Raw genomic sequence first — 26,036 nt, forward strand, 5'->3', positions numbered from 1 at the left:
AAGCAATCATCTTCGGAAATCTTGCTCCACAGCCGCCCTATACTTTGCTTACTCAACAAGCAAGTATTTCTTGCAAGACGCCGTCGTTGTCCGCGCCGCCAACCCATCTACCGGGCAGCACCGTTACCTGAAGGAAGCGACATGGAAGAATTGATACAGCAACTGCTTTCCGGCTTGAAAGGCATCTGGAAGTACCGCTGGCATGCGGTGCTGGTGGCGTGGCTGGTGGCCATCGGCGGCTTCATCAAGGTGATCACCCTGCCCGACGATTACCAGACGTCGGCGCGCGTGTTTGTCGATACGCAAACTATCCTCAAGCCGTTGATGGCCGGCATGACCAGCGTGCCGAACACGGAACAGCAGGTGGCCATCATGAGCCGCACCCTGCTCAGCCGCCCGAACGTGGAGCGCGTCATGCGCATGGTCGACCTCGACCTGGACTCGAAGACCGTGCGCGAGCACGAAGCCCAGCTGGACAACTTGATGAGCCGCATCAAGATCACGGGCACCAACGCGTATGACATCTACACCATCAGCTACAGCGGACGCGACCCTAAGCTCGTGCGCGACGTCGTGCAAAGCCTGCTGACCATCTTTGTCGAAGGCAGCTTCCAGGGAAAGAAAGGCGATTCGCAAAAGGCGGTGCAGTTCATCGACGAGCAGATCAAGAATTACGAGGACAAGCTGAGCGCGGCGGAAAACCTGGTGAAGGAATTCAAGATCCGCAACAACCTGCTGCTGCCGCGCCAGGGCATCGACTATGGCAGCCAGCTGCTGATGTCGTCCGATAGCCTGAACAATGCCAAACTGGAACTGGTCGAGGCGGAACAGGCACGCAAGGCCATCCAGAGCCAGATCGAGGGCGACGAGCCCGTGCTCGACCTGGAGCCCAGCGCGTCGGCCATCACGAATCCCGAGCTCGACGAGCGCATCGCCTCGATCAACAAGAACCTCGACAGCCTGCGCATGCAATTTACCGAACTGCATCCCGACATCATCGCCTCGAAGCGCCTGGTGGCCCAGCTGGAAGAACGCAAGATCGAGGAAAACAAGCTGAAAGCGGCGTCCGGCGACCCGGGCAAGAACTACAGCCCCATGCTGCAGCAGCTGAAGGTGGCGCTGACGGATGCGGACGCCAAGGTGGCCGCCATCCGCGCCCGCGTGCAGGAATACAGCGCGCGCAACGAGCGCCTGCTGGCACAAAGCAATGCCGTGCCCGAGGTGGAATCGCAGCTGGCGCAGCTCAACCGCGACTACATCATCAACAAGGAAAACTATGAAAAGCTGATCGGCCGGCGCGAAGCGGCCAAGCTGTCGGGCGAACTCAGTTCCACCACCGACATGATGGCCTTCAAGATCATCGACCCGCCCACGGTGCAATATGCGCCCGTCGGCCCGAACCGCCCGCTGCTGTTCAGCGCGGCGCTGGGCGCGGCCCTGGTGGCCGGCGTCGCCACGGCCTTGCTCATCAGCCAGGTGCGCCCCACCTTCCTCAGCCCCTCCGAACTGCGCGATGCCACAGGCTTGAACGTGCTGGGCACGGTATCGATGAACTGGACGCCGCTGCAGCAGGTACGCCGCCGCCGCGCCCGCTATGGCTTCGGCGCCTGCCTGGGCAGCCTGTTCGTCCTGTACGGCGGGGTCATGACGGCCGCGCTGCTGAAATTCTAGATCCAAGGGAGCGACGATGAGCAGCAAGGACAGCGGCAAGCACGAACCCACGATCCTCGGCGTGGCCGAGGCCAGCGTGCCTTATACAGTGAACGGTACGGATGGCGCGGATGCAAGCCGGTCGCCCCGCTACCGCGCCCTGAACCTGGCCCGGCTGGCCGAGCAAGGCATGCTCACGCACGATGGCGGGCGCAGCGCCGTGGCCGAGGATTTCCGCATCATCAAGCGCCCGCTGCTGCGCCAGGCGCGCCCCAGCGGCAGCGACGCCATCCGCCACGGCAACCTGATCGTCGTCACCAGCGCCATGCCGGGCGAAGGCAAGACCTACTGCGCCGTCAACCTGGCCATGAGCATCGCCATGGAACTCGATATCACGGTACTGCTGGTCGATGCCGATGTGGCGCGCCCGTCCGTGCTGAAGGTGCTGGGCCTGCCGCCGGAGCCGGGGCTGATGGACGTGCTGCTGGACCCGCAACTGGCCATGGCCGACGTGATCCTGAAAACCAACGTGGCCAATCTGAGCATCCTTCCCGCCGGGCGCAGCAACAAGCACGCGACGGAATTGCTGGCCAGCCGCGCCATGAGCCGCTTGCTGGCAGAAATCGCCAGCCGCTATGGCGACCGCATCGTCGTCTTCGATTCGCCGCCCCTGCTGATCACCAGCGAAGCGCACGCGCTGGTGGGGCAGATGGGCCAAGTGGTGATGGTGGTCGAGGCGGAAACGACGACCCAGCACGCCGTCAAGGAAGCGCTGCGGCAGATCGAGTCGTGCGAACACATTCATTTGATCTACAACAAGACCAAATCGTTCCCCGGCAACGACTACTACGGCTATGGCCATTACGACTAGCCGCCGGGGCTCGCTACCGCTGCTGCCCTTGCTGTCGCTGCTGCTGCCCGTACCGGCCAGTGCCATCGACTGGCTGGCAAAACCGTCGCTGCGCCTGCGCGAAAGCTATACGGACAATGCCTTGCGCGCGCCGCCCGGCAAGGCGCAGTCGGACTTCATCACGGAAATCGCGCCCGCCATCGCCCTCATCGGCACGGGCCCCCGCCTGCGCGTGCACCTCGATTACAGCTGGCACAAATACCTGTCCGGACAACGGGCCGATACCGACAACCACGAACTGCAGGCCTCGGCCGACGCCGAGCTGGTGAAGGACTGGTTCTTCATCGATGCCAACGCCAGCGTGAGCCGGCGCAACATCTCGCCGTTCGGCCCCCAATTGATCGACGACCTGCCCGACACGGACAATGCCAGCACCGTGCGCACCACCGGCATCAGCCCGTATCTGCGCCACCGTTTCCGCGGCCTGGCCACGGCCGAGCTGCGCTATACGCGCAACACGGTCGACAGCGGCGGCGACTTGCTGTCCGTACACAGCGATGAAATGGAATTGCTGCTCAGCGGCGAGCCGCGCGGCACCGGCTGGACATGGAACGCCAGCCACGACGTGCGCCGCACGCAGGACAGCAAGCTGGCGCCCGTGCGCATGCAGCGCAGCAGCGTGGGCCTGCGCTATCCATTCAGCAGCAAATGGTCGGCCACGGCCAGCGGCGGCATGGAAAAGGAAGGTTATATCTCGGCCAGCGGAAAGGCGCCCGAGGGCCGCTTCTGGTCGCTGGGCGGCGTGTGGACGCCGTCGCCGCGCACCAGCGTCGCCTTCAGCACGGGCAAGCGCTTCTTTGGCACCACCTACAGCCTGGACGCCACGTTCCTGCAGCGCCATACCAACTGGCAGCTGAACTACAGCGAAAACATCACCACCATGCCCACGCAGTTTTCGCGCCTGGGCAACCGCGACGCGGGCCAGTTGCTCGATCAATTGTGGCGCGGCATCTTTCCCAATGCGCGCGACCGGCGCCTGCGCATTGATGCCTTCCTGCGCTACGCCAACAGCCTGGGGCCGGAACGGGGCGCCATCAATTACTTCAGCCACCGCTATTTCCTGCAAAAGCAGCTGAAGCTGACGATGGCGCGCGCCACGGCGAAAAGCACGATGATCGCCGGCATCACGGCCGTCGACCGCACGGCGCAAACGGCCAGCGGCATCGACAGCGGCTTGCTGCCCGGCGTGGAATTCGGCAGCGAAGACCGCACGCGCCAGATCGGCGGCAATGTGGGCTGGAGCTGGCAAGCCAGTTCGCGCACCAGCGTGAATGTCAATGCCGGCTACGCCAGCGTGCGCTCGCTGAGCGTGCCCCGGCGCGACAACAACGTCACCTTGACGGCCGGCTACACGCGCATCCTGCAGCCGAACATGACGGCCAGCATCGACGTGCGGCACACGCGGCACGCCAGCAACCGCGGCGGCGACTACCGCGAAAACGGCGTCAGCGCCACGCTCACCATGCAATTCTAAGGAGCCCGCATGTCCGACCCCTCTCTTGCGTCCGCCGCGCCGGCGCACCTGCTGTGCGTGGTGGCCGCGCGCCCCAACCTGATGAAGATGGCGCCCATCCTGGCCGCCCTGGCCCGCCAGGCGCCTTCCGTGCGCGTGACCTTGCTGCATACGGGCCAGCATTACGACACGGCCATGAATGGCCAGCTGTTTGCGGACCTGGACCTGCGCCCGCCCGACATCTGCCTCGACGTGGGCTCGGGCAACCACGCGCAGCAGACGGCCGAGATCATGCGCCGCTTCGACGCCGTGCTCGATGTGCACCCGCCGCTGGCGCCCGATGGCGTGCTGGTGGTGGGCGACGTCAATTCCACCTTGGCTTGCGCGCTGGTGGCGGCCAAGCGGGACATGCCCGTGATCCATGTCGAGGCGGGCTTGCGCAGCGGCGACCGGCGCATGCCCGAGGAAATCAACCGCGTGCTGACGGATCAATTATCCAGCCTGCTGCTGACCAGCGAGGAAGGCGCGCGCGCCAACCTGCTGCGCGAAGGCATCGCCCCCGAACGCATCCATTTCACGGGCAACGTCATGATCGACAGCCTGCGGCGGCAACTGCCGCGCGCCGTACCGCCCGCCGCCACCCTGCGCGCCCACGGCCACGCTTGCCCGCCCGCGTATGGCCTGTTGACCCTGCACCGGCCATCGAACGTGGATGCGCCGGCGCAACTGGAAGCGCTGCTGGGGGCGCTGGGGCAATTGTCGCAGCAACTGCCGCTGCTGTTTCCCATCCACCCGCGCACCCTGGCCGGCTTGCGCCTGGCGGGCCTGGAGCCGCTGCTGGCGCGCCATGCCATCGTCCGCCTGCCGCCGCTGGGCTATTTGGAAATGCTGGGCCTGATGCAGGACGCGCGCCTGGTGCTGACGGACTCGGGCGGCGTGCAGGAAGAAAGCACGGCCCTGGGCGTGCCCTGCTTGACCCTGCGCGACAATACGGAGCGGCCCGTCACCGTGAGCGATGGCACGAATACGCTGGCCGGCACGGACCCGGCCGCCATCCTGGCGCTGGCGCAGGGCATCCTCGACACGGGCGGCAAGCAGGGCCGCATTCCACCGTTGTGGGACGGCCACGCGGCTACGCGCATCGCCGCCGTCATCGCGCCCTGGCTGGCGGCGCGCCGGGGCACGCCGTGACGCCGCCGCTGATTTTGCGCAACGCGCTGACCATCGACGTGGAAGATTACTTTCAGGTGTCCGCCTTCGCGCCGCACATCGCGCGCGCCGACTGGCCCCGCCTGGAATGCCGGGTCGAGGCGAATATCGAGCGCATCCTGCTGCTGCTCGACAGCCGGCGCATCCACGCCACCTTTTTTACCCTGGGCTGGATCGCCGAGCGCTATCCGGCCATGCTGCGCCGCGTGGCCGACGCCGGGCACGAAGTGGCCAGCCACGGCTATGCGCACCTGCGCGCCAGCGACCAATCGGCCGCGCAATTCGCCGACGACGTGCGCCGCAGCAAGACCATCCTCGAGCAATTGACGGGACTGGCCGTGCGCGGCTACCGGGCGCCCAGCTTTTCCATCGGCGCGGCCAATCTGTGGGCTTTCGACGTGCTGCAGGAAGCGGGCTACCGCTACAGTTCCAGCATCTACCCGATCCGCCACGACCATTACGGCATGCCCGATGCTCCCCGCTTCGCCTGGCGGCCACGGGGTCCGCACGGCGTGCTGGAACTGCCCGTCAGCACCGTGCGCCTGCGCGGGCGCAACCTGCCGGCCGGCGGCGGCGGCTATTTCAGATTGATGCCGTATGCACTGTCGCGCTGGCTTTTGCGACGCATCAATTCGCGCGACGGGCAAGCTGGCATATTCTATTTTCATCCCTGGGAACTCGATCCCGGCCAGCCGCGTCCGCCGGGCCTCAGCGCCAGGACGCGTTTTCGCCACTACCTGAACCTGGGGCGCATGGAAGCACGGCTGGGGCGTTTGACGGGCGACTTCGCCTGGGACCGCATGGACCGTATTTTTCTGGAAAGCACATGATGCACGAGGCCAGCCTTGCTCCCGACCCGGCACCATCGAGCGCCGCCATCGCCGTGCGGTCCCTGCAGGGGCACGAGCATGCGCGCTGGGACGCCTTTGTCGACACGTGCCCGGAAGCGACCTTCTTTCACCGGGCCGGCTGGCAAACCATCATGGAGCAAGGTTTCAAACACGACAGCCATTTCCTGTACGCGGAACAGGATGGGCGCATCGCCGGCGTGCTGCCGCTGGCCCACCTGCGCAGCCGTTTGTTCGGCTCCGCCCTCGTGTCGCTGCCCTTTTGCGTGTATGGCGGCGTCGCCAGCGGCAGTTCTTCCGTGCGCCAGGCACTCGACAGCGCCGCGCTGGCACTGGCCCGGCGCCTCGGCGTGGGGCATCTGGAATACCGCTGGCGCGAAGTGCCGGAGGAAACCTTGGACGCCTCCTGGCTGCAGAAACCCCTGTACGCGACCTTCCGCCGTCCCTTGCTTCCCGACGCGGAACAGAATCTGCTGGCGATTCCCCGCAAGCAGCGCGCCGTCGTGCGCAAGGCCATGGCGGCCGGCCTGCACAGCGCGATCGACTATGACATCAGCCGTTTCTACCCGATCTATGCGGCCAGCGTGCACCGGCTGGGCACGCCCGTCTTCGCGCGCCGCCATTTTGCCCTGCTGCGCACGGTGTTTGGCGACGCCTGCGACATCCTCACCGTCTACCACGGCCAGCAGGCGCAAGCGAGCGTGCTGCTGTTCTATTTCCGCGATGAAGTGCTGCCATATTACGGCGGCGGCAGCGTGCTGGCGCGCAGCACGGGCGCCAACGATTTCATGTACTGGGAAGCGATGCGCCGCGCCTGCGCGCGCGGCTACCGCCTGTTCGATTTCGGCCGCAGCAAGCTGGGAACCGGGGCATACGACTTCAAGAAGAACTGGGGCTTTGCGCCGCAGCCGCTGCCGTATGCCTACAAGCTCGTGCGCGGCAAGGCCTTGCCGGATGTCAATCCCCTGAATCCGAAATACGCGCTGTTCATCCGCGCCTGGCGCCGCCTGCCGCTGCCGCTGGCCAACCTGCTGGGGCCGCACATCGTGCGGCAACTGGGCTAAGCAAGGAACCTCCATGCGCGAACTGCTCTTCCTCGCCCACCGCCTGCCGTATCCGCCCAACAAGGGCGACAAGATACGCTCGTGGCACATGCTGCAATATCTGAGCCGGCATTTCCGCGTGCACCTGGGCTGCTTCATCGACGATGACGACGACTGGCAGCACGCGAAAACCGTGGCCGCCCTGTGCGCCAGCACGCGCTTCATCGACTTGCGGCGCGGACCGGCCCGCTGGCGCGCCATGCAGGCGCTGCTGTCGCGCCAGGCCATGAGCGTGCAGTACTACCGCGATGCGCGCCTGCTGCAATGGGTCGACGGCTTGCTGTCCGGCGGCAAGGTGCGCCACGCGCTGGCCTTTTCCGGGCCCATGGCGCAATACATCGACGGCAGCGCCGGCCGGGCCCTGCACCGTGTAATCGATTTCGTCGACGTCGATTCCGACAAGTGGCGCCAGTACGGCGACAGCAAGCCCTGGCCCATGTCGCAGCTGTACCGGCGCGAAGCGCAGCAGCTGCTGCAGTACGAGCGCCATATCGCCCAGCAATTCACGGCCGCCAGCTTCGTCTCGCCGGCCGAAGCGGCCCTGTTCCGCCAGTGCGCCCCGATGGCGCGGCGCAAGACAGGCTACTTCAACAACGGTGTCGACACGGCGTATTTCACGCCCATGCCGGCTCAGCCTGGCGTGTATCCGGCGGGCGTGCAGGCGCTGGTGTTTACGGGCGCCATGGATTACTGGCCGAACGTCGACGCCGTGCAATGGTTCGTGCGCCACGTCTGGCCCGCCCTGCGGCGCCAGTTTCCCCAGCTGCAGTTCTATATCGTCGGCAGCGCACCCGTGCCCGCCGTCACGGCGCTGGCGCGGGTGGCCGGCGTGGTCGTGACGGGCAAGGTGCCCGATATCCGGCCCTACCTGGCCGGCGCGGCGCTGGCCGTGGCGCCCCTGCGCATCGCCCGCGGCGTGCAAAACAAGGTGCTCGAAGCGATGGCGATGGGCAAGATCGTGCTGGCCACGCCGCAGGCGCTCGAAGGCATCGCCGCCCAGCCGGGCCTGGAACTGCTGCTGGCGCGCGATGACGCCGAATTCATCCACCATGCGGCGCGCGTGCTGCGCAATGCGCAAAGTGGCGCGGCCGAAGGGAGCGGCGCGGCCATCGGCGCGGCGGCGCGCCAGCTGGTCTTGCAGGACTACGACTGGGAGCGCAATCTGCGCGGCCTGGGCGCCATGCTGGGCCTGCCAGCCGAGGCCAATTCCGAGGCTGCCGCCAGCGCCGCCACACCTTTGCAGCCCGTGCGGGAGCCGTCCACATGAGCTTGCAGCTCGACCAGGTAGCCCGCTTGCCGGATGCGGCCGTCCTGCCGCACGGTCATCCGCGGCGCCAGGCCGCGCTGGCGGCGCTGCTGCTGTCGCTGGCCGCCGTCGTGCTGCTGTACCACCCCACTTTCTGGTCGATGGTGGAACTGTGGGCCCGCTCGCAAACGTTCGCGCACGGTTTTCTGATCGTGCCCATCAGTTGCTGGCTGGCCTGGCGCCAGCGCGCCCGCCTGGCCGCGCTGGCGCCCCGGCCGTCGCGCCAGGGCTTGCTGCTGCTGGGCGTGCTGGGCCTGACATGGCTGCTGGCCGACGCCGCCAACGTGCCCGTGGTGGAACAATATGCGGCCACGGCCATGCTGCCCGCCTGCGTGCTGGCCATCCTCGGCTGGCCGGCCGTGCGCCTGCTGGCCTTTCCACTGGCCTACCTGTTCCTCGCCGTACCGTTTGGCGAAGTCTTCATCGAGCCCCTGATCGACTTCACGGCCGCTTTCACGGTGACCGCGCTGCAATGGTCGGGGGTGCCCGTGTTTCGCGATGGCAGCAATTTTTCTCTGCCTACCGGCAACTGGTCGGTGGTGGAAGCGTGCAGCGGCTTGCGCTACCTGATCGCCGCGCTGGCCCTGGGCGCCCTGTTCGCCCATGTGAGCTGCCACAGCACGCGGCGTCGCGTGGCCGTCATGGCCGCCGCCCTGCTGGTTCCCATCCTTGCCAACGGCGTGCGCGCCTACCTGATCGTGATGCTGGGCCACCTGAGCGACATGCGCCTGGCCGTGGGCGTCGACCACCTGATCTATGGCTGGCTGTTCTTCGGCCTGGTGGCGCTGCTGCTGTTCTGGCTGGCCGCGCGCTGGCGCGAATTGCCGCCGCCACGGGCCGTGCCGTCAGCTCAGCCCGTGCGCCTGAGCGCCGGCGCGGCCAGCCCGCGCACCGCCGTGCGCGCCGGCGTCGCCTGCCTGATGCTGGCGGCCGTGTGGCCGGCACTGGCGCTGGCCAGCCAGCGCGATGATGGCGCCACGCTGCCTGCCATGGTGCTGACCTTGCCCGATCCGCCCGCCTGGCGGCGCCTGCACGACGCGGTACCCGACTGGCAAGCGCCGTATGCGGGCACGCCCGCGCGGTTTGCCGCCACCTATGCGCGCCACGATGGCGACGGCACGCCCGTGGGGCTGCAACTGCACTGGTATGCGCGCCAGGCGCGCGACGCCGAACTGCTGACGCACCAGGCCTTGCCGTACGGCGCCCGCTGGATGCCGCTGACACAGCGCGTGCGGCACGTCAACTTGGCCAGCGGCAAGCTGGCCGTGCGCGAAAGCGTGCTGGCGTACGGCGGCGAACGCCTGCTCGTGTGGCGCGTCTACCGCCAGGGCGGCATCGTCACGGCCAGGCCCGTGCTGGTGAAACTGCTGCTGGCGCAAGCCAAGCTGCTGGGCAGGCGCCAGGATGGCGCCGACATCATCGTCTTTGCCGCCTACGACGAGCTGGCGCCGCCGCCGCGCGCGCGCCTGCAAGCGTTCCTGCAGGCGGCGCTGCCCGTCATCGAACAACGCTTGCAGGAGCTGCCGCATGGCCCTTGACTTCGATACCGGCGGCACGGAAGCGGCCAGCGTCGCCCCCCTGATCGTGCACGTGATCCACCAGCTCGACGTGGGCGGGCTGGAAAACGGCCTCGTCAACCTGATCAACCATTTGCCGCCGGAGCGCTACCGGCACGCCATCGTCTGCATGAAGAACGCCACCGCGTTTCGCCTGCGCCTGACCACGCCCGGTGTCGATGTGATCAGCCTGGACAAGCGCGAAGGCAAGGACTGGCGCCACTACCTGCACCTGTACCGCGTGCTGAAACAGCTGCGACCGGCAGTGGTGCACACGCGTAACCTGGGCTGCCTCGAGGCGCAGCTGCTGGCCTGCCTGGCCGGCGTGCGCCTGCGCGTGCATGGCGAACACGGGCGCGACATGAGCGACTTGCACGGCACCCGCCGCAAATACCGGCTGCTGCGCAAATTGATGCTGCCGCTGGTGCAGCACTTCATTGCCGTCAGCGCCGACCTGGGCCACTGGCTGGTGGACGCCATCGGCGCGGCGCCCGCGCAGGTGTCGCACATCGGCAATGGCGTCGACAGCGTGCAATTCCACCCCCGCCTGGGGCCGCCGGCTGCCGTGGGGCCGCCCGGCTTCCTGTGCAACGGCGCCTTCGTCATCGGCAGCGTGGGCCGCATGGCGGCCGTCAAGGACCATGCCTCGCTGGTGCGCGCGTTTTTGCTGTTGCTGGCACAGCCGGGCGCCCGCGCGCGCCTGCGCCTGATCATCGTGGGCGACGGTCCGTGCCGCCAGGCTTGCCTGGAGCTGCTGCAGCAGGCCGGCGTGGCGCACCTTGCCTGGCTGCCCGGCGCGCGCGACGACGTGGCGCAACTGCTGCGCACCATGGACCTGTTCGTGCTGCCCTCGCTGGCCGAAGGCAGCTCGAACACCATCCTCGAAGCGATGGCGACGGGGCTGCCCATCGTCGCCACGCAGGTGGGCGGCAACGCGGAACTGGTGCAGTCGGGCTGGAGCGGCACCCTGGTGCCACCCGGTTCGCCCGAGATGCTGGCCGACGCCATGCTCGACTACTACAGCATGCCCGAACTGGGTCCGCGCCACGGCGCGCGCGGCCGGCGCCAGGTGCTGGCCGAGCACAGCCTGCCCGCCATGGCCGGCGCCTACCTTGCCGTGTACGACCGCCTGACGGGCGCGCGCCAGCCATCTCCCCTGTCCACCATTCCCTGAAAGGCCTTCCATGTGCGGCATCAGCGGCATCTTTGATTTGCAGGGCCAGCGCGACATCGACGTACTGCTGCTGGCGCGCATGAACCACAGCCTGCGCCACCGGGGGCCGGACGAAGGCGGCTTGCACCGCGAACCGGGCCTCGGCCTGGCGCACCGGCGCCTGTCGGTGATCGACCTGGCCAGCGGCCAGCAGCCGCTGTTCAACGCCGACCGCAGCATCGCCATCGTCTTCAACGGCGAAATCTACAACTACCGCAACCTGATGGCGGAACTGCGCCAGTTCGGCCACCAGTTCCGCACCAGCAGCGACACGGAAGTCATCGTCCACGCCTGGGAACAATGGGGCGAACAATGCGTGCAGCGCCTGCGCGGCATGTTCGCCTTCGCCCTGTGGGATCGCCGCCGCCACCTGCTGTTCCTCGCGCGCGACCGCCTCGGTGTCAAACCGCTGTACTACGGCGAGGCGCAGGACGGCACCGTGCTGTTCGGCTCCGAACTCAAAGCCCTGCTTGCGCATCCGGCCATGCCGCGCGCGCTCGACCCGCTGGCCGTGGAAGAGTATTTCGCCTACGGCTACGTGCCCGAGCCGCGCAGCATCTTCCAGCATGCGCGCAAGCTGCCGCCCGGCCATACGCTCTCCATCCGCGCGGGCCAGCCGCTGCCCGCGCCGCAATCCTATTGGGATATTCCGTTCGCGCCGAACCCGCCCGCCAGCGAGGCGCAGGCGGCCGACGAACTGCTGGCGCGCCTGCGCGAAGCCGTGCGCATCCGCATGGTGGCCGAAGTGCCGCTGGGGGCATTTCTGTCCGGTGGCGTCGATTCGAGCGCCGTCGTGGCGCTGATGGCCGGCGTCAGCAGCACGCCCGTCAACACCTGTTCCATCTCGTTCGGCGACCCGGCATACAACGAGGCGCACTACGCGGACCTGGTGGCGCGCCGCTACGGCACGGCGCACCACGCGCGCCAGGTGGAGCAGGACGACTTTGAACTGATCGACCTGCTGGCCAATCTGTACGACGAACCGTTCGCCGACAGTTCCGCCATGCCCACCTACCGCGTCTGCCAGCTGGCGCGCCAGCGCGTCACGGTGGCCCTGTCGGGCGACGGCGGCGATGAAAGCCTGGCCGGCTACCGGCGCTACCGCCTGCACACGCGCGAGGAAAAAGTACGCAAGGCGATGGACCCGCTGCTGCCGGCCGGCTTGCGCCAGTCGCTGTTCGGCACACTGGGACGGCTGTACCCGAAGGCCGACTGGGCGCCCCGTTTCCTGCGCGCCAAGACCACGTTCGAGGGCCTGGCGCGCGACACGACGGACGCGTATTTTCACGGCGTCAGCCTGCTGGGTGACGCCATGCGCGCGCGCCTGTTCAGCCCAGAGCTGCGGCGCAGCCTGCAGGGCTACCGCGCCGTCGAGGTGCTGCGCCGCCACGCGCTGGCCAGCCCCGCGCAAGACCCGCTGTCGCAGGTGCAATACCTGGACCTGAAAACCTATCTGCCCGGCGACATCCTCACGAAAGTCGACCGGGCCAGCATGGCGCATGCGCTGGAAGTGCGTTCGCCCCTGCTCGACCATGAACTGGTGGCGTGGATGTCGGGCTTGCCGCCGCAGTTCAAGCTGCGGCGCGGCGAAGGCAAATACCTGCTGAAAAAAGCCCTGCGCCCGCTGCTGCCCGATACCCTGCTGTACCGCCAGAAGATGGGCTTTTCCGTGCCGCTGGCCGACTGGCTGCGCGGTCCGCTGCGCCAGCGCCTGCAACAGCGGCTGCTGGGTCCCACCCTGGCGCAGTGCGGCCTGTTCGACATGGATTACGTGCGCCTGCTGCTCGATCAGCATGCGAGCGGGCGGCGCGACTACAGCGCGCCCTTATGGTCGCTGCTGATGTTCGAAGCGTTTTTGCGCCAGGTTGCAAAGGGGTCAGACCCGTCGGGGGAATATGGCCCAATGGGCCGTATTCCGCTCCCGCAGGGACTGACCCCAACATCCGTCCCAGGCTAAGCCATGCGCATCCTGCACATCCTCGACCACTCGCTGCCCCTGCACAGCGGCTACACGTTTCGCACCCTGGCCATCCTGCGGCAGCAGCGCGCAATGGGCTGGCACACGACGCAGCTCACCAGTGCCAAGCAGGGGCCGTCCGATGGCGCGCAGCAGCTGGTCGACGGCTGGCATTTCTACCGCACGGCGCCCGATGCCCGCTGGTGGGCGCGCCTGCCCGTGCTGCGGCAAGTGGCCGTCATCATCGGCCTGGCCATGCGCCTGCGCCGGCTGGCGCAACGCCTCAAACCGGACATCCTGCACGCCCATTCGCCCGCGCTGAACGCCATCGCCGCCCTCAACGCGGGGCGCGCGCTGGGCATCCCCGTCGTGTATGAAGTGCGCGCCTTCTGGGAAGACGCGGCCGCCGACCATGGCAGCAGCCGGCCCGGCGGCCTGCGCTACCGGCTCACGCGCGCGCTGGAAACCTACGCGCTGCGCCGCGCCGACGCCGTCACCACCATCTGTGACGGCTTGCGGCGCGAGCTGTGCGCGCGCGGCGTGCCCGCGCATAAAATCACCGTGATTCCGAACGCCGTCGATGCGGGCGATTTCAATGTCTCTGATAATCCAGCACTGGCCCACAGGCTGGGTTTGGATGGTCATCCTGTTATCGGCTTCATCGGCTCGTTCTATGCCTACGAGGGACTGGCCCTGCTGCTGCGCGCCATGCCGCGCCTACTGGCGGCGCAGCCGGCATTGCGGCTGCTGCTGGCCGGCGGCGGTCCGCAGGATGCCCAGCTGCGGGCGCTGGCGGCGCAACTGGGCATAGCCGACGCCGTGGTGTTCGCGGGCAGAGTGCCGCACGCGCAGGTGGCCGCCTATTATCAGCTGGTCGACATCTGCGTGTATCCGCGCCTGCCGATGCGCCTGACGGAATTGGTGACGCCCTTGAAACCGTTAGAGGCGATGGCGCAGGGCCGTCTCGTGGTGGCGTCCGACGTGGGCGGCCACCGCGAACTGGTCGACCATGGCAAGACGGGCATGCTGTTTCGCGCCGGCGACGCCGGGGCGCTGGCGCAAGCGATACTGGCCCTGCTGCAGGCACCCGCCAGCTGGCCGGCGCTGCGGCGCCAGGCGCGCGCGTTTGTCGAGACGGAGCGCAGCTGGGGCGCCAGCGTGGGCCGCTATGCGCCCGTGTATGCGCGCGTGTCGGCGGAAGCGGCGGGAGCGACGCCATGATCTTCACGGGCCTGCGCATCGCGCTGGTCGGCCCGCTGCCGCCGCCGGCCGGCGGCATGGCGAATCAAACGGCGCAACTGGCGCACAAGCTGCGCGAGGACGGCGCACAAGTACAGCTGCTGGCCGTCAACGGTCCGCATCTGCCGCCGTGGCTGGCGCGCATCCGCTACCTGCGCGCCGCGCTGCGCCTGCCCCTGCTGCTGTGGCGCTTGTGGCGCACGGCCAATACGGTCGACCTGTTCCACATCATGGCCAATTCCGGCTGGTCCTGGCATCTGCAGGCCGCGCCCGCGCTGTGGATCGCCAGCCTGAAAGGCAAGCCTGCCCTGCTCAACTACCGGGGCGGCGAAGCGGCCGTTTTTTTCGCCCGCTCGCCGCGCCTGGTGGCGTTCAGCCTGCGCCGCGCCAGTGCCATCGTCGTGCCCTCGGCCTATCTGGCCGGCGTCTTCGAGCAGTACGGCCATACGGCCCACATCGTGCCGAACATGGTCGACTTGCAGCGATTCAGGCCGGCCGCGCCACGCACAGCAGCCACAGACGCCCCGTGCATCCTCGTGGCGCGCCACCTGGAAGGCCTGTACGACAACGCCAGCGCCGTGCGCGCCTTCGCCATCGTGCGCGAGGCGTTTCCCGCGGCGCGCCTGGTGCTGGCCGGCGGCGGGCCCGAGCGCGCGGCGCTGACGCGCCTGGCCAGGTCCCTTGGCGTGACCGACGCCGTGCGCTTTACCGGCCCCGTCGACAACGCCGCCATGCCGGTCCTGTACCAGGCCAGCGACATCGTCCTCAATCCCAGCCTGGCCGACAACATGCCCAATTCCGTGCTCGAAGCACTGGCCTGCGGCGTGCCGGTCGTCAGCACCAACGTGGGCGGCATCCCCGCCCTGCTGCAGGACGGCGTGACGGCGCTCCTCGTGCCGCCCGGCGATCCAAGCGCCATGGCGCACGCCATCCTGGCGTTGCTGCGCGACCCGGCGCGCACGCGGCAGCAAGTGCAGGCTGGCCTGGCGCACGCCGCCACCTTCGGCTGGCCCGACATCGCGCCCAGGCTGGCCGCCCATTACCGCCGCATCCGCGCCGCGCCGCGCCCCGGCGCCTACACGCGTCTCGTCGCCCGCTGGCTGTTTCCCCTGCATGAATGGTTCAAGGGCCACCACAGCGCGCGCCTGCTGCGCCGGATGGAACGCTCGCAATGGTGGAGCACCGAGCAACTGCAACAGTGGCAGCTGGCGCGATTGCGCGCGCTGCTGCGCCATGCGGCCGATCACGTGCCATACTACCGCGCCCTGTTCGCCCGCAGCGGTTTCGATCCCGAGCAAGTCAGGCAACTGGCCGACTTGTCCCGCTTGCCGCTGCTGAGGAAGCGCGACATCGCCGCCGCGCGCGACAGTTTCAAGTCGGCCCGCGCCGTGGGCCTGCGCCCGTTCGCCACGGGCGGCTCCAGCGGCGAGCCGCTGCAGTTTTTCCTCGGCCGGCGCAGGATCAGCCACGACATCGCCGCCAAGTGGCGCGCCACGCGCTGGTGGGGCGTCGACATCGGCGACCGCGAAGCCGTGCTGTGGGGTTCGCCCATCGAGCTGCACGCGCAAGACCGCGTGCGCCGCCTGCGCGACGCGCTGCTGCGCACCACCCTGCTGCCCGCGTTTGCCATGTCGCCCGCGCGCCTGGACGGCTATGTGCAGCAATTGCGCCGCTGGCGCCCGCGCATGCTGTTCGGCTACCCGTCGGCCCTGTGCCGCATCGCCAGCCATGCTGCAGCACGCGACGTGCCGCTCGACGGCCTGGGCGTGAAAGTGGCGTTCGTCACGGCCGAACGCCTGTACGACGAACAGCGCGCGCAGATCGCGGCGGCCTTCGCCTGCCCCGTGGCCAACGGCTACGGCGGACGCGACGCGGGCTTCATCGCCCACGAATGCCCGGACGGTGGCATGCACATCACGGTCGAAGACATCATCGTGGAAATCGTTGATGGCCAGGGCCAGCCGTTGCCGCCGGGGGCCACGGGCGAAATCGTCGTCACCCATCTGGCCACGCAAGACTACCCGTTCATCCGCTACGCCACGGGTGACGTGGGCGCGCTGGGCACGCAGCCGTGCACCTGCGGCCGCGGCCTGCCCCTGCTGCAGAAAATCGAAGGGCGCAGCACGGATTTCCTCACGGCGGTAGATGGCACCGTCATGCACGGCCTGGCCCTCGTCTACATCGTGCGCGAACTGCCGCAAGTGCGCAGTTTTAAAATCATCCAGGAGAGCCTGCTGCGCACGCGCGTGCTGCTGGTCTGCCTGCCGCGCCTCGACGACACCACGCGCGCCACCATCGTGGCCGGTTTCCAGGCCAGGCTGGGCACGCAGGTCGACATCGCCGTCGAGGAAGTCTACGAGATCGCGGCGGAGGCGTCGGGGAAGTACCGGTATGTGGTGAGCAAGGTGGCTTGACGCCGATACGTTACGACAAAAAGTTGTTTTGGTTGTCAATATCAGGTTCTGGAGTAGAATTTGGTATCGCAACTGGAGGGTGTCATGGCAAAGTTGGAAGTTTCAAAGCCGGAGAAAGCGAAGAGCACGCATCGAATGGCGGTACCTGACCCGAGCAAGGCCTTGGGTGATTCGATCCGGAAAATCGGGGCGAGAGGAATCGACCTTGGCGATGGCTACGTATTGGTCAAGATACGACGCACCAAGCGGGCAGCCCAGCATGCGCGCGGGGAGGAAGTGGCGTTTGTACCGCAACAGCTGCCGGGAGTGCCTGTCGTTTCCAATGCCGACCTCCAGGAGTTGATCCAGCGATACCAGCATATACAAGCAATACAAGGTGCGGTAAGCACGGTTCCGCCAGCGAACCAGGCATTCCTTGATCAGTTTGCCCATCAGGAACTGGAAAAATACGCGAGCCTTGAAAAGAAAGGCGAACTGCTCACCTCACAGACGCTGGCCGAGCAAATGGGAGTGACGCGGCAGGCGATCAGCAAGGCGGTGACGGAGCAGCGGATGTTTTCCTTGGACAGCGCAGCCGGCAAGAAACTTTACCCTGCCTTCTTCGCCGATCCCACCCTGAACCGTCGCCAGCTCGGCAAAGTGAACAAGGAACTGGGTCACTTGGCCGGTTCCAGCAAGTGGCAGTTCTTCACCCATCCACGCATGTCGCTCAACGGCAGCAGCCCGATCAATGCCTTACGGAAAGGAAAATTCGCCGACGTCATTGCCGCAGCGACAGCGTTCAGGGAGACGTGATGTGGCAGCGACCCGGCTGAAGCCGCCTCCAAAAGTGCTGGCAACGAGCGCGACGCTTCCCGTCGTCGGGCTGCCAATGCCCGGTCTGTACCGCATCTCGGGCCATGCGGCTGGCGAACCCTATTTCGGCTGCAGCGGCGGGAATCGCTTTGATGCACCCGGTTGCAAGACGGGCAATCCCGAATACAGTACCTGCTATCTGGGCCCGAGCTTTGATGTCGCGCTTGCCGAGTCCCTCTTACATGATGCAGTGCCTGTAAAGGGCGCCTTTCCTATCGCCAAGTCCGAAATTGATCGCCGATGGGTGCATCAATTCAGTGGCAATTTGAGATTATTTGACCTGACCGGCCATTTGCTCAAGCAGATGGGCGGTCATGCGGGATTGGCAGGTACATCAAGTTACACCTTGCCTCAACAATGGGCGCTGGCCGTGTATCGCAATCCGCTCCGGGTCGATGGCTTCCTGTATATGTCTCGTCATTTCACCAACGAAAAAGCCACCGTGGTATATGACCGCGCCAAAGCCAATCTCACAGCAATGGGCAAACCTGTCCAACTTATCATGGCAACGGAAATGCCGGATGCCATGCGGTGGTTTAATATCGTTCCTGCTTGATATCGCCAACCGTCAGGAAAAATGAAAAACCGGCCTACTTATCGCTCAGAGCTTGCACGCGCAGAGCCAAATCGTCAATTTTTCGCTCGAGCTTTAAATTTGAAGCACCGATGAAGAACCAGATACATGCGAAGTTTACAATAGGAATCAACGCAAGAATCGTCCATTTTGTTACATTGCGCCCCTTTTCCTTCGCCAGAAGATGTGCCGCTATTGCCATCAGTAGTGACATCAATATCAATGGGAGAAATGAAACAAGAATATTGGGGCCGCTATTTTCCATGGGTTAAATCCTATTTAAATTTACAAATATGATAATACCTTATCTTGTCACTGACAAAGCCAGCTTATAGCCGATGGTCGGAACGTCGCAGTATAAGTGGCAGTTGCCATTATGGAAATAAATAGATTTTATAATCCGTTCTAACTCAGTACTAAAGGCACAGATAAATTCAAGGAAAAAGAGAATAATCACTCTTCGAACAACTGTCCCAGCCTGTGCTGCTCCCCCGCCGCCACAAACCACGCCCCCTGCCAGCGCTGCGTGCGCAGCGCCTGGGCGGACTCGGGCGCACACCACGGTGGATACACGCGCAGCGCGCGCTTGCCTCCGGCTCCGGCGCGCGACATCACGCCCCGTTCCAGCAGTACCTTGCGCGGAAAAATGAAGAAACCGTGCCGCGCGCCATCGCTGACGGCGATGATGACGATGTCGACGGGGTCCGCGTCGTCGAGCGGGGCGATCTCGGCGTCGGGATGGGGGCGCTTCCAGACGGTGACGAACTGGCCGGTTTTCGTCGGGGTGGTTTTGGCCACGCGCAGGACCAGTCGCTTGCCGTCCAGTTCGGCGCGGCAGGCGCCGTAGTCCGCGCTTTCCGCTTCCGGCACGGGCGCTTGCGGCAAGCCCAGGAAGGCCCAGGGACTGGCCTTCATTGCGCGCTGAATTCGGCTGCGGCTTTGGCCGCCCACAGCGCTTCGGCGTGGCTGGCGAACGGGCTGTCGTAGCCGTCGACTGTGCCATCCTCGTCGACAAAATACAGCCACCAGCCGTCGGCCTGCTCGCGGATGGCCGTGTGGCCCGGTGCGCAATGGGTGTCGACGGACTGGCCGGCCGTCAGGGTGGTGATGGTGATGCCGCGGTGAATGATATGCTGGGGTGTCATGGGGTGAAGCCGTGCAAAAAAATCAATGCCCGTAGTGTAGCCGCACCGGCCCATCCTGGCCAGTGCGCTACACTGTTCCTTCACACGGAGGACGACATGGCATCACAGCAAGGTACGGTGGATTTTTTGCTCGACCAGATGGCGGGCGCGGGCAGCATCAGCGCGAAAAAAATGTTTGGCGAGTATGGCCTGTATTGCGACGGCAAGATGTTCGCCATCGTCGCCGACGACCAGCTGTTCATCAAGCCGACGGACGCGGGCCGCGCCTGGATCAGCGCGCAAGGCACGCTGCAGGAAGCGCCGCCCTATCCGCAAGCCAAGCCGTACTTCCTCATCGATGGCGGGCTGTGGGATGAGCGCGACTGGCTGAGCCAGCTGGCGCGGCGCACGGCGGACGCCTTGCCGCTGCCAAAACCCAAGCCGCCACCCAAGCCTAAAAAACAGGCGTCAGCCAGCTAGTACGCTGTTCTCGCATTGCTTGCCCTGGCGGAAGCATTGCAGGTTGTGATACGTGATGGCGGCGATTTCGCGCAGCGCTTCGCTGGTGAAAAAGCCCTGGTGGCCCGTCACCAGCACGTTCGGGAACGTCATCAATCGCTGGAAGACGTCGTCGTCGATGATATCGGACGAGCGGTCCTGGAAGAACAGATTGCTTTCCTGTTCATACACATCGATGGCCAGGGAACCCAGTTGGCGCGATTTCAATGCTTCGATGACGGCGCCCGTGTCGATCAGGCCGCCGCGCGAGGTGTTCACCAGCATGGCGCCCTTCTTCATCAGCGGTAACGTTGCTTCGCTGATCATGTGGCGCGTGCTGTCCATCAACGGGCAATGCAGCGAGACAATGTCGGACTCGGCCAGCAGCTGTGGCAGTTCCACCATCGTACCCAGTTGCGCGAACGCGGGCGCCGGATACGGGTCGTGGCCCAGCACCGTGCAGCCGAACCCTTTGAAGATGCGCGCCGTGGCCAGGCCGATCTTGCCCGTGCCGACGATACCCACCGTCTTGCCGAACAAGGTGGCGCCCAGCAAGCCGTCGAGCGAGAAATTGCCTTCGCGCACGCGGGCATAGGCGCGGTGCGTGTGGCGGTTCAGGGTTTGCACGAGGGCCAGCGTGTATTCGGCCACGGCTTCCGGCGAGTAGGCAGGCACGCGGGCGACGAACAGGCCCAGGCGCTTGGCCGCTTCGAGGTCGAGGTTGTTGTAGCCGGCGCAGCGCAGCAGGATGGCGCGCACGCCGTAGCCGTGCAGGGCTTCGAGCACGGGCGCGTCAAGCACGTCGTTGACGAAAACGCAGACGGCGTCCGCGCCTTGCGCCAGGACCACGGTTTCCTGGCTCAGCAAGGCGCTGTGGTAGACCAGTTCGATGCCGGCAGAATCGGGCTGGGACGGCAAGGCTTCATCAAAGAAACGGCGGTCGTAGGGCTGGCTGGCAAAGAAGGCGATTTTCATGGGGCGTCCTGGAACTTGCTGGATGGCAAAACACCATCATAGCGCAAGCGCCCTGCCCCACGGTGTACGCCTGGCTCTCTTGGCCGCCTATTGGGGGTCACGCGGCAAGGTCAGCACGTGGCGCAAATACGCCGTTTCCTCGGCGTGCTGCGCATGGTAGCGCTCGCGCGCGGCGCGCATGGCCGCCTGGTGGGCCGCGATGCCGCTTTCCGTCAGCTCGGCGCCGAAGTCCGCCGGCGGCTGCTCGGGGCCGCCGAACAGGCGCGCCAGGATGAAGCGGCCCACATTGTCGCGGTAGTGCGACGCTTCCCAGTAATAGCGCATCGCGCGCGCGCCCGTCACCTGCGGGATAGGCTCGCTGGTGATGCTGTTGAAGCCGGAAAAATCAACCAGGCGCACGTCGCAACCCAGGCGCCGGTAGCGTCCGGCCATCTGCGCCAGATCGCGCTGCCAGGCTTCCATGGCGTCCCACTTGCCGCGCCAGTACAAGGCGTCGAGCGTGAGCGCGTGCGTGGGATTGATGTACAGGCGCAAGCGCGTGCCGCCACGGCACAGCTTGCCGACGCTGGCATCGAAGGCTTGCAGCGCGGGTGCGGTCGGGCCCAGGCCGTCGCCGAATTCCTGCAGGCGCGGCTTGAAGGCGCGCGCCGTGCCGACCCAGACGCGGTTGCGGCTGGTGAGGCAGGATTCGTCGCGCTGGCCGTACAGGGCCAGGCTGGACAGACAGACGCCGTCATAGGTGCCGCTGAGGATGCGCCAGCTGTCCTGTGTCATGTCGACAGTCAGGCCGCGCTTGATGTTGAGCAAGGCGCGCCGCGCGAAAAACGCGGGAGCGGGATCCGTCAAGCCCGGCTCCACGCCGGCCGAGCCCAGTTCCAGCGAGAACGAGGGCGCGTCGATGCCCCACACCATGGTGTCGACATGGCTGACCGTGGCCGCGTGTTCTGCCAGGCGGATGGCCTCGCCGATCGAGGCGCCCGAGACGGCGCTGTTGAACACGCTCTTGCCGTCGAACAGGGTACGCATGCTGCTCGTAGGCAAGCCCATTTCCGTGCGCGAATTGCCGATATAGACGATGGCGGGCCGGTAGCGCGCCACCGCATATGTCTTGCTCCACACGCTGAGTTTTTCGGTCGTCGGCCGCAATCGCTGCAGCAGCGGGCTGTCCCACTGGTGCAACAAGTAGGGATCGACGTGGTAATTGACGGCGGAAACGACGGCCAGCGCGGCCAGCGCGCAGGCAAGGAAGATGGCGAGGTAGCGGCGGGCGTTGGTATCCATGGTCGGCATTGGAAGTAGAAAAATGGCGGCGTTTTGCATCAACGCCGGATCAGCGGCCCGTCCAGCACCCGCTCCGTATAGGCCGCTTCGCGCGCATGTTCCACCCGATAGCGGTCGCGCGCCGCGCGCGTGGCCGCATGGTGGGCGTCGACGTTGGCCTGCGTCAGTTCCACGCCGAAATCGGCTGGCGGCGGCGTGTCGCCGCCAAACAGGCGCGCCAGGATCAAACGGCCCACATTGTCCCGGTAATGCGACACTTCCCAGTAATAATGCATGTCGGGCTTGCCGCTGACGAGCGGGGTCGCTTCCGTCGTGATGCTGTTAAAGCCGGAAAAATCAACCAGGCGCACGTCGCAGCCCTGCTGGCGGTGGCGCTCGGTGATCCGCACCAGGCTGCGCTGCCAGGCCTGCATGGCATCCCACTTGCCGCGCCAGTGCAGCGCGTACAGGGTCAGCGCGTGCGTGGGGTTGATGTACATGCGCAGACGCACGCCACTACTGCACAGCTTGTCTATGCTGGCATCGAACGCGGGTATCGAGGGCGGCGTCGGCCCCTGGCCATCGCCAAATTCCTGCAGCCGCACAGGGATGGCGTCCTTGGTTCCCAGCCAATGCCGTATCCCCTTGACGGTGCAGGTCTCGTCGCGCTGCCCATACCGGGCCAGGTTGGAGCGGCAGACATCGCCAGCATTGCCGGTGAGGATGCGCACGCTGTCCTCCGTCATGTCCAGGGTCAGGCCGCGCTTCAGGTTGACGAGGGCGCGCTGGGCGAAAAAGCCGTGCCGGGCGCCCGTCAGGCTGTCTTCCACCCGCGCCGCACCCATGTCCAGGGAAAACGTGGGCGCGTCGATGCCCCACACCATGGTCTCGACGCGGCTGACCCTGGCCGCATGCTCGGCCAGGCGGATGGCGTCGCCGATCGAGGCGCCGGACACGGCGCTGTTGAAGATGCTCTTGCCGTCGAACAAGGCGCGCACGCCCGTCGGCAGGCCCAGTTCCGTGCGCGAATTGCCGATGTAGATGATGGCCGGCCGGTAGCGCGCCACGGCATAGGTCTTGGCCCAGGCGCCGAGCTTTTCATTCAACTGGCGCGGGCGCTGCACCAGGGGACTGTCCCACTGGTGCAGCAAATAGGGGTCGACCTGGTAGTTCAGCAACGAGATGCCGCCCAGCACCAGGAAGACGCAAGCGAGAAAGCAGACAAGATAGCGGCGGCCGGCGGTGTCCATGGTCAGAACTGGAAGTAAAGAAATTCGGTGACCCGGTTCATGCCGAAGATGCAGGCAACGAACAGCGCGGCCAAGCCCACGCTCCAGCGCGAGGTGGGCCGCCAGCTGAAGGACCAGCGCCCTGCGGGCTGAAAGATTCTTTCAATCGCAGGCTCGTAGAGAAAGAATATTTCCTGAGTATTGGGCGCCTTGAAGGCCAGCAGCATCGCCGCCAGCAGCACGGGCAAGCCGGGCCCTGCCAGTTCGATCCAGCGGATGCCGTCGAACGCGGGATGCAGGCCCCACTGCGCCAGGCTCGATGCATGGCTGGCCAGGCCGCGCGGCAGGCTCACGCCGTTCGCCCCAACCAGCGCGCCCGTGATATCCCAGGCCGTGGCCACGTCGGGCGCGCGGAAGAAGACCCAGGCCAGCATGACGGCAAGAAAGGTCAGTATGGTCGGCCACCAGCGCAGCCAGCAGTACCCCGGCGCCGCGCCAAACACCCGCTGCCACGCCTGCTGCAGCACCAGGTACAGGCCGTGCAAGCCGCCCCAGATGACAAACGTCCAGCCGGCCCCATGCCACAGGCCGCCCAGCAGCATGGTCAGCATCAGGTTGCGGTAGCGCATGGCTTCGCCGCGCCGGCTGCCGCCCAGCGGGATATATAAATAGTCGCGCAGGAAACGCGACAAGGTCATGTGCCAGCGGCGCCAGAAGTCGGCGATATTGGCCGCCTTGTAGGGCGAATTGAAGTTCAGCGGCAATTTCACGCCGAACAGGCGCGACAGGCCGATGGCCATGTCCGAATAGCCGGAAAAGTCGAAATACAGCTGGAAGGTGTAGGCCAGCACGCCGATCCACGCTTCGATCAGGGTCGGCTCGGCGCCTGCCGCAAAGATGGGGATGGCCAGCGGCGACAGGTTGTCGGCGATCAGCACCTTTTTTGCCAGGCCTATCGTGAAAATCGACAGGCCGATGGCGAAATTGGCGGCGCGCGGGTGGGCATTGGCGGGGTCGGCGAACTGCGGCATCATGTCGCGGTGATGCAGCACGGGGCCGGCGATCAGGTGGGGGAAATAGCTGACGAACAGCACGTAATGGATGAAACGGTATTCGCGCACCTCGCCCCGGTAGCAATCGACGAGGAAGGCGATCTGCGTGAAGGTAAAGAAAGAGATGCCGATCGGCAGGATGATGTCGAGGCCGTGCCACGGCAGGCTGCCAGCGCCAGCTCCAGCGGTCACGGCGATGGCATTGACGCTGTCGATGAAGAAATTAGCATATTTGTAGTAGGCGAGCAGCCCCAGGTTCAGCACCAGCGCCACGACCAGCGCCCGCTTGCGGGCCGCTCCCGCGCGCGCCCCGATCACGCGCCCGGCGCCGTAATTGACGCAGATCGACGCCAGCAGCAGCGGCAGGTAGCGCACGTCCCACCAGGCATAGAAGAACAGCGAGGCAAGCGCCAGCCACGTCGCGGGGGCCAGGCGGCGCCAGCTGGCGGATGTGCCTGCGGCGGGCGCCAGGCGGTCCAGCAGAAAATAGCCGGCCAGCACGATGGGCAGATAGCCGAACAGGAAGGCGAAGGAATTAAACAGCATGTTGCCTCCTGGCAGGCAGCGACTGGGCCTGGTAGTAACAATCGGCAATCTGGGCCGCCACCCGCTCCCACGTAAAGCGTTCCACGAGGGCTTGCACGCGCGAGCGTTCGGGCGGCAGCGCCAGCAGTTCGAGGATGGCCTGGCGCTGCGCGGGGCCGTCGTCCCAGCGCACCTTGCGCAGCGCAAAGATGGAATCGGGCAAGTCCAGCGCGCTTTGCGCCGTCATGACGACGGGCGTGCCGGCCGCCAGCGCTTCGAGCACGCTCAGGGGAAACACCTCGCCCTGGCTGGGCAAGGCCGCCACGGCTGCCGCGTGGTAGGCGCTGGCCAGCAGCGGATCGGCATGGTCGAGCGCGCCCAGCCAGCTGACGTGCGGCAAGTCCAGCAGCAGTTGCAGATATGCCTGCTGTTCGCGCGGCGCGGCGCCGATCAGCACCAGCGGCAAGCCGGCGCCCGCCAGCGCCTGGGCCAGTCCCAGCTGGTTTTTATACGGTGAAATACTGCCCACCATCAGCACGAACGGCCCGGCGATACCCGTTTCGCGCAGGAACAGGTCGCCATTGGCCGTGAAGAAATGCGGGTTGATTCCGTTGGGCAAGACGCGGATGGTGTCGGCTCCCATGCCGAAACCTTGCACGATGGCGTCACGCTCGGCCTCGCCCAGGGCGATCACCACGTCGGCCAGTTGCAGGGCGCGCCGCGTTTGCGCATAGCTCGTTTGCACCATCCATTCCGTCAGCCGGCCCGCCAGCCGGTCCGCCAGCCGCGCGCGCCAGGCGCTGGCACGGTTCCAGCTGGGCGCCAGCAGCGGCGACAGCACCACGGGCACGCCTTGCTCGCTGGCCATTTCCATGATGCGGTAGGTGCCATTACTCGCCGAAAACACGTGCAGCACGTCGAAATCGGCCAGCCGCTGGTGATTGGCGTCGACCAGTTGCACTTCCAGAGGCCGCGCCGGCTGCTGGGGCAGCCGGTTTAGCGCGGCAATGGTTTCGCGTACCTGGATCTGCAAGCCGCCGTCGCGCTGGAACAGCATCGGGTAGGACAAGATACCGACACGCATGG

23 protein-coding genes are annotated in these 26,036 nt (G+C 66.2%); 15 read left to right on the plus strand and 8 right to left on the minus strand.

The features are described 5' to 3' along the window. The first annotated feature begins 141 nt into the window (after positions 1-141). From JAB6_RS05950 to JAB6_RS06015, 14 genes are all read left to right on the plus strand, one after another. Positions 142-1,671 (plus strand): XrtA system polysaccharide chain length determinant, encoded by a 1,530-nt coding sequence (locus JAB6_RS05950; RefSeq protein ID WP_034748388.1) that lies wholly within the window; start codon positions 142-144, stop codon positions 1,669-1,671. 16 nt (positions 1,672-1,687) lie between these two features. Continuing rightward, positions 1,688-2,521: an XrtA-associated tyrosine autokinase gene (locus JAB6_RS05955; RefSeq protein ID WP_070301750.1), complete on the plus strand. Its 834-nt coding sequence runs from the start codon at positions 1,688-1,690 to the stop codon at positions 2,519-2,521. Then, complete coding sequence (locus JAB6_RS05960) at positions 2,505-4,034, plus strand: TIGR03016 family PEP-CTERM system-associated outer membrane protein (protein WP_070301751.1); 1,530 nt, start codon at positions 2,505-2,507, stop codon at positions 4,032-4,034. The genes JAB6_RS05955 and JAB6_RS05960 overlap by 17 nt, the downstream gene beginning before the upstream one ends. 9 nt (positions 4,035-4,043) lie before the next feature. Further along, on the plus strand, positions 4,044-5,204 hold the full coding sequence (gene wecB, locus JAB6_RS05965; protein WP_070301752.1) for a non-hydrolyzing UDP-N-acetylglucosamine 2-epimerase: 1,161 nt from the start codon (positions 4,044-4,046) through the stop codon (positions 5,202-5,204). After that, positions 5,201-6,052: an XrtA system polysaccharide deacetylase gene (locus tag JAB6_RS05970; protein ID WP_070301753.1), complete on the plus strand. Its 852-nt coding sequence runs from the start codon at positions 5,201-5,203 to the stop codon at positions 6,050-6,052. Before wecB ends, JAB6_RS05970 begins: the two co-directional genes overlap by 4 nt. Further along, the gene (locus JAB6_RS05975; RefSeq protein ID WP_070301951.1) at positions 6,052-7,134 is read left to right on the plus strand and encodes a FemAB family XrtA/PEP-CTERM system-associated protein; all 1,083 of its coding nucleotides are present in this window, start codon (positions 6,052-6,054) and stop codon (positions 7,132-7,134) included. Before JAB6_RS05970 ends, JAB6_RS05975 begins: the two co-directional genes overlap by 1 nt. 13 nt (positions 7,135-7,147) lie before the next feature. Next, on the plus strand, positions 7,148-8,440 hold the full coding sequence (locus tag JAB6_RS05980; RefSeq protein ID WP_070301754.1) for a TIGR03087 family PEP-CTERM/XrtA system glycosyltransferase: 1,293 nt from the start codon (positions 7,148-7,150) through the stop codon (positions 8,438-8,440). After that, positions 8,437-10,017 carry an exosortase A gene (xrtA, locus tag JAB6_RS05985; protein ID WP_083292562.1) on the plus strand — a complete coding sequence of 527 codons (1,581 nt, stop codon included), beginning with the start codon at positions 8,437-8,439 and terminating at the stop codon, positions 10,015-10,017. Before JAB6_RS05980 ends, xrtA begins: the two co-directional genes overlap by 4 nt. Beyond that, complete coding sequence (locus JAB6_RS05990; RefSeq protein WP_034748408.1) at positions 10,007-11,209, plus strand: TIGR03088 family PEP-CTERM/XrtA system glycosyltransferase; 1,203 nt, start codon at positions 10,007-10,009, stop codon at positions 11,207-11,209. Before xrtA ends, JAB6_RS05990 begins: the two co-directional genes overlap by 11 nt. Positions 11,210-11,219: 10 nt before the next feature. Continuing rightward, a complete protein-coding gene (locus JAB6_RS05995) occupies positions 11,220-13,205 on the plus strand; it encodes an XrtA/PEP-CTERM system amidotransferase (protein ID WP_254671490.1) in 1,986 nt (661 codons plus the stop codon). A gap of 3 nt (positions 13,206-13,208) precedes the next feature. Further along, positions 13,209-14,426 carry a TIGR04063 family PEP-CTERM/XrtA system glycosyltransferase gene (locus JAB6_RS06000; RefSeq protein ID WP_070301755.1) on the plus strand — a complete coding sequence of 406 codons (1,218 nt, stop codon included), beginning with the start codon at positions 13,209-13,211 and terminating at the stop codon, positions 14,424-14,426. Beyond that, entirely contained in the window at positions 14,423-16,858 is a 2,436-nt protein-coding gene (locus JAB6_RS28340) for a glycosyltransferase (protein WP_083292563.1), read from the plus strand. Before JAB6_RS06000 ends, JAB6_RS28340 begins: the two co-directional genes overlap by 4 nt. 84 nt (positions 16,859-16,942) lie before the next feature. Further along, positions 16,943-17,653 (plus strand): HTH domain-containing protein, encoded by a 711-nt coding sequence (locus JAB6_RS06010; RefSeq protein ID WP_070301756.1) that lies wholly within the window; start codon positions 16,943-16,945, stop codon positions 17,651-17,653. Between the two features lies 1 nt (position 17,654). Beyond that, entirely contained in the window at positions 17,655-18,269 is a 615-nt protein-coding gene (locus JAB6_RS06015) for an RES family NAD+ phosphorylase (RefSeq protein WP_175444503.1), read from the plus strand. 34 nt (positions 18,270-18,303) lie between these two features. On the opposite strand, the gene JAB6_RS06020 is transcribed toward JAB6_RS06015, so the two are convergent. The 3 genes from JAB6_RS06020 to JAB6_RS06030 form a co-directional block, all read right to left on the minus strand. After that, positions 18,304-18,552: a hypothetical protein gene (locus JAB6_RS06020; RefSeq protein WP_139143300.1), complete on the minus strand. Its 249-nt coding sequence runs from the start codon at positions 18,550-18,552 to the stop codon at positions 18,304-18,306. Between the two features lie 188 nt (positions 18,553-18,740). After that, positions 18,741-19,202 (minus strand): MepB family protein, encoded by a 462-nt coding sequence (locus JAB6_RS06025; protein ID WP_070301757.1) that lies wholly within the window; start codon positions 19,200-19,202, stop codon positions 18,741-18,743. Beyond that, complete coding sequence (locus tag JAB6_RS06030) at positions 19,199-19,432, minus strand: hypothetical protein (protein ID WP_070301758.1); 234 nt, start codon at positions 19,430-19,432, stop codon at positions 19,199-19,201. Before JAB6_RS06030 ends, JAB6_RS06025 begins: the two co-directional genes overlap by 4 nt. Before the next feature lie 96 nt (positions 19,433-19,528). Between JAB6_RS06030 and JAB6_RS06035 the strand changes: the two genes are divergently transcribed. Continuing rightward, positions 19,529-19,891 (plus strand): TfoX/Sxy family protein, encoded by a 363-nt coding sequence (locus JAB6_RS06035; RefSeq protein WP_070301759.1) that lies wholly within the window; start codon positions 19,529-19,531, stop codon positions 19,889-19,891. On the opposite strand, the gene JAB6_RS06040 is transcribed toward JAB6_RS06035, so the two are convergent. The 5 genes from JAB6_RS06040 to JAB6_RS06060 all read right to left on the minus strand — a co-directional run bounded on the left by JAB6_RS06040 (position 19,880) and on the right by JAB6_RS06060 (position 26,034). Beyond that, a complete protein-coding gene (locus JAB6_RS06040) occupies positions 19,880-20,884 on the minus strand; it encodes a 2-hydroxyacid dehydrogenase (protein WP_070301760.1) in 1,005 nt (334 codons plus the stop codon). The two genes, JAB6_RS06035 and JAB6_RS06040, sit on opposite strands and share 12 nt — an antisense overlap. An 87-nt stretch (positions 20,885-20,971) precedes the next feature. Then, positions 20,972-22,165 (minus strand): hypothetical protein, encoded by a 1,194-nt coding sequence (locus tag JAB6_RS06045; RefSeq protein ID WP_070301955.1) that lies wholly within the window; start codon positions 22,163-22,165, stop codon positions 20,972-20,974. Positions 22,166-22,203: 38 nt separating this feature from the next. Beyond that, entirely contained in the window at positions 22,204-23,394 is a 1,191-nt protein-coding gene (locus tag JAB6_RS06050; RefSeq protein ID WP_070301761.1) for a hypothetical protein, read from the minus strand. A gap of 2 nt (positions 23,395-23,396) precedes the next feature. Further along, the gene (locus tag JAB6_RS06055) at positions 23,397-24,971 is read right to left on the minus strand and encodes an MBOAT family protein (protein WP_070301762.1); all 1,575 of its coding nucleotides are present in this window, start codon (positions 24,969-24,971) and stop codon (positions 23,397-23,399) included. After that, on the minus strand, positions 24,961-26,034 hold the full coding sequence (locus tag JAB6_RS06060) for a glycosyltransferase family 4 protein (RefSeq protein ID WP_070301956.1): 1,074 nt from the start codon (positions 26,032-26,034) through the stop codon (positions 24,961-24,963). Before JAB6_RS06060 ends, JAB6_RS06055 begins: the two co-directional genes overlap by 11 nt. Between the last annotated feature and the right edge of the window lie 2 nt (positions 26,035-26,036).

It is taken from the genome of Janthinobacterium sp. HH104, from assembly GCF_001758715.1.
Classification (GTDB): Bacteria; Pseudomonadota; Gammaproteobacteria; order Burkholderiales; family Burkholderiaceae_D; genus Janthinobacterium; species Janthinobacterium aestuarii.